The 2,526-nt window shown below is 48.7% G+C and carries 5 protein-coding genes; 2 read left to right on the forward strand and 3 right to left on the reverse strand.

The window, feature by feature from the left end; translation table 11 throughout:
* The first annotated feature begins 5 nt into the window (after nucleotides 1–5).
* Nucleotides 6–158, forward strand: a complete 153-nt coding sequence (locus ACFS7Z_RS27090; RefSeq protein ID WP_377492574.1) for a DUF1259 domain-containing protein — start codon at nucleotides 6–8, stop codon at nucleotides 156–158.
* Here the strand turns inward: ACFS7Z_RS27090 and ACFS7Z_RS27095 are convergent.
* Genes ACFS7Z_RS27095 through ACFS7Z_RS27105 form a run of 3 tightly spaced genes read right to left on the reverse strand, consistent with a single transcriptional unit; the run spans nucleotide 155 to nucleotide 1,121 of the window.
* Entirely contained in the window at nucleotides 155–706 is a 552-nt protein-coding gene (locus ACFS7Z_RS27095; protein ID WP_377492562.1) for an IS3 family transposase, read from the reverse strand. The two genes, ACFS7Z_RS27090 and ACFS7Z_RS27095, sit on opposite strands and share 4 nt — an antisense overlap.
* Nucleotides 655–837: a hypothetical protein gene (locus ACFS7Z_RS27100; RefSeq protein ID WP_377492565.1), complete on the reverse strand. Its 183-nt coding sequence runs from the start codon at nucleotides 835–837 to the stop codon at nucleotides 655–657. Before ACFS7Z_RS27100 ends, ACFS7Z_RS27095 begins: the two co-directional genes overlap by 52 nt.
* Nucleotides 837–1,121: an IS3 family transposase gene (locus ACFS7Z_RS27105; protein WP_377492568.1), complete on the reverse strand. Its 285-nt coding sequence runs from the start codon at nucleotides 1,119–1,121 to the stop codon at nucleotides 837–839. The genes ACFS7Z_RS27100 and ACFS7Z_RS27105 overlap by 1 nt, the downstream gene beginning before the upstream one ends.
* Before the next feature lie 350 nt (nucleotides 1,122–1,471).
* On the opposite strand from ACFS7Z_RS27105, the gene ACFS7Z_RS27110 reads away from it, so the two are divergent.
* Nucleotides 1,472–2,254 carry a LuxR C-terminal-related transcriptional regulator gene (locus tag ACFS7Z_RS27110; protein WP_377492571.1) on the forward strand — a complete coding sequence of 261 codons (783 nt, stop codon included), beginning with the start codon at nucleotides 1,472–1,474 and terminating at the stop codon, nucleotides 2,252–2,254.
* The last annotated feature ends 272 nt before the right edge of the window (nucleotides 2,255–2,526 follow it).

Raw genomic sequence — 2,526 nt, forward strand, 5'->3', positions numbered from 1 at the left:
AGGTGGTGGCCCTGCACAATCACATGCTGGGGGACGATCCGCGCATGATCTTCCTGCACTACTATGGAAACGGGCAAGCGACAGATTTAGCTAAGGGCTTTCGGGCAGCACTCAACGTGCTGGGCAACGAAAAGCCAGATATGCCGATGAGGCACTAATAAGCCTTGGCTTCTATATACTGGAATTGCAATGTTCTACTGGAGACTTTCTTCAGGCAGCCGTAGGTAGCATTACGGTACAGCAGGTTTTCATATTGGCAAGGAGTCCTGTAGCTAAGCGCTGAGTGCCTCCTTTTCCGGTTGTAGAAACTCTCGATGTATTCGAACACAGCCAGCCGGGCCACCTTCCTGGTGGCAAACTTGTGGTGGTAGGCCATTTCTGTTTTCATCGTCTTGAAGAAACTCTCGGCTACTGCATTGTCCCAGCATTTTTCTTTCCTGCTCATGCTCTGCTGCACCGGCATTCCTTCCAACTGCTCGCGGAAAGCACTGCAGGCGTACTGCACGCCCCTGTCGGAGTGGAACAAAAGGGAGTGGAACAGGGGCCTGTTTCTCACCGCCATCTGCCAGGCCGCCACACTGGTTGCTTCCGCCTCCAGAGTCTCACTCAGCGCCTTGCCCACCACTTTCCTGTCCGCAAGGTCCAGCACCACCGTCAGGTACAACCAGCCTTCCCGGTCCTGATGTAGGTTAAATCGGGCACCCATTTCTCTGCCAGCCTCTCTGCATAGATGTCCCTGTCAAGGTGGTTCTCCGCCACAACGTACATGTGGTTGGAGTCGGTGGTCTGCACCCGGTACTTTTTGCGTACGATGCTCTGTATCCGGTGCTTATGCATCAGGCGGGCCACATGCGGACATGAGAGGTTCTAATGCCTTGTTCCTTGAGTTCAGCTGCAATCCTGGGGCTGCCATAGCAGCACCTTCTCTGCTCATGGATCTGTTTGATCTGCTCCACGAGCTCCTGTTCTTTCTGCTCCCTTGTGCTAATAGGATGTTTGAGCCAGTAATAATGCCTGCTCACGCTCACCTTCAGCACTTTGCACATCTTCTCTACGGGGAACTGATCCCGGTTCTCCTTTGAATCCGAATATCTCCCGTCTCCCTTTGAGAAGATGCTCACCGCCTTTTTAAGATGTCACGCTCCATCTGCGCCTCCTTCAACTCCTTCTGTAGCCGCTTAATCTCCCTTTGCTCGTCTGCCAGTGTCTAATCCCGAAATAGGATGACTTTGTCAACCTATTTCAGGAGAAAACCTCCTGACAATAGCCAAGAGCAGGTCTATTTCTTGGCTTCTTCTGGGCAAGAGCTGGAAGACCAGGCTTTCAGAAAGAGCCTCATTCAGAAAGAGCCTCATTTTCTCAATGAACGTATATGCTTTTTATCAAATTTCTAACTGCTACCTATTATAGATGTACTTGCAGCATGCAAACCACTTAAGTATTGTGTGTTGCTCATAAAAGCTAAAATACAATGAAACCAGTTATACAGGAACAAGCGCAAAGAATATGGAAATTCATCTCAGAGAGGAATGGGAATGGAAGAGCCGTTACGGCAGAGGACACCAGGTTTGAGCTTGAGCTGCATAAAAGGCTTCTTTCCTTCTTTCAGGTAGGCGAGTACTACTATTTTATACTCAATGTAAGGGCCTTTGGCTTCGAGCTGATGAGTGCAGAGGTGACCTCAGTGCTAGGGTATGCGCATGATGAAGTGGACCTGCCTTTTATACTAAGCATCATACATCCGGAAGATCAGCGCTGGTTTCTGTCTTGTGAGAAAAAAGTGGGAGAGTTCTTCTCCGGGTTGACCCTAGAGCAGATACCGAACTACAAGGTCCGCTATGACTACCGCATCAGGAAGAAGAACGGGGACTATATCCGCATTCTGCAGCAGGTGGTCACCATACAGTTTGATGAGCAGGGGCATGTTTTGCGCACCCTCGGCATCCACACGGATATTTCCCATCTCAAGCAGGAAGGCGCTCCCTTGCTCTCCTTCATAGGGCTTAATGGGGAGCCTTCCTACACTAACGTCGCTGTTGAAAAAGTCTCGTTTCCCGCTCACACTTTACTTTCCGAAAGGGAAAGAGATGTCCTGCTTTTACTTGTCCAGGGCTACAACAGCGAAGAAATAGGCAAGAAGCTTTTTATAAGCAAGAGCACGGTACAGACGCACCGCAAGAACATGCTGCACAAAACCGGTTGCAAAAGCACTCCGGCACTCATTTCCTTTGCTGTCAAATCAGGAGTGGTGTAGTTCTTAAGTGCATATCGCTGCACACTACTGTTTAGGTTTCTTGGCAAGATGGGATGGGTCACCTGGAAGGGTGAGTGGCTGCCCTTAATTACCCACTTCTGGGTATTTTTCAGAAACTATTATATATAATCTTGGAAATACATTGTTTGTTTATGAATATTGTTTCATAAAATAAAACAATATAATATTCATGAAAAACAAGTACTTATTGACAGTTGCAGCAGCCTTGGGCTTTGCTTTCGCAGCTGAGGCACAGACTGTGTCAGTTGGTC

It is taken from the genome of Pontibacter toksunensis, assembly GCF_042686245.1.
Classification (GTDB): domain Bacteria; phylum Bacteroidota; class Bacteroidia; order Cytophagales; family Hymenobacteraceae; genus Pontibacter; species Pontibacter toksunensis.